At 47.5% G+C, this 335-nt stretch carries 1 pseudogene; it reads right to left on the bottom strand.

Annotated features, from left to right (window positions below):
• Window positions 1-283: pseudogene (locus A3712_RS27920) on the bottom strand (hypothetical protein); the annotation flags it as partial.
• Window positions 284-335: the final 52 nt, after the last annotated feature.

The following is a 335-nucleotide window of genomic DNA, read 5'->3' as shown; positions in this document are numbered from 1 at the left end:
CGCCTTCATCAATTAACTGCGTCAGTCGCTCAATGGCAGCAGTAATATCTTGGCTGGGTTGCAAACCCAATAAGTGCAAAATAATTTCGCAATGCAGCGAACCAAAAATTTCCCCACAATTTACTTGCCCACGCCCTAATTGGGCCATTAGGGCATTTAGATCACCATATCGCCCGGTTATGATTGTTATAAATACCCAATCTAGCCAATCAGTAACAGGTACTGACTGGGCTTTACCACGTGTGGGCACAGAAAAGTCGACTCCCTGATAGGTAAACGCCACAATGCCCCCTTCCGGTTCTGAAAGCACGCGCTGCCATCGCATTAGGTACTGC

It is taken from the genome of Vibrio sp. HI00D65, from assembly GCF_001635455.1.
Lineage (GTDB): Bacteria > Pseudomonadota > Gammaproteobacteria > Enterobacterales > Vibrionaceae > Vibrio.
The sequence above is the reverse complement of the archived record's forward strand: the minus strand, read 5'-3'. Positions and strand labels throughout refer to the sequence as shown.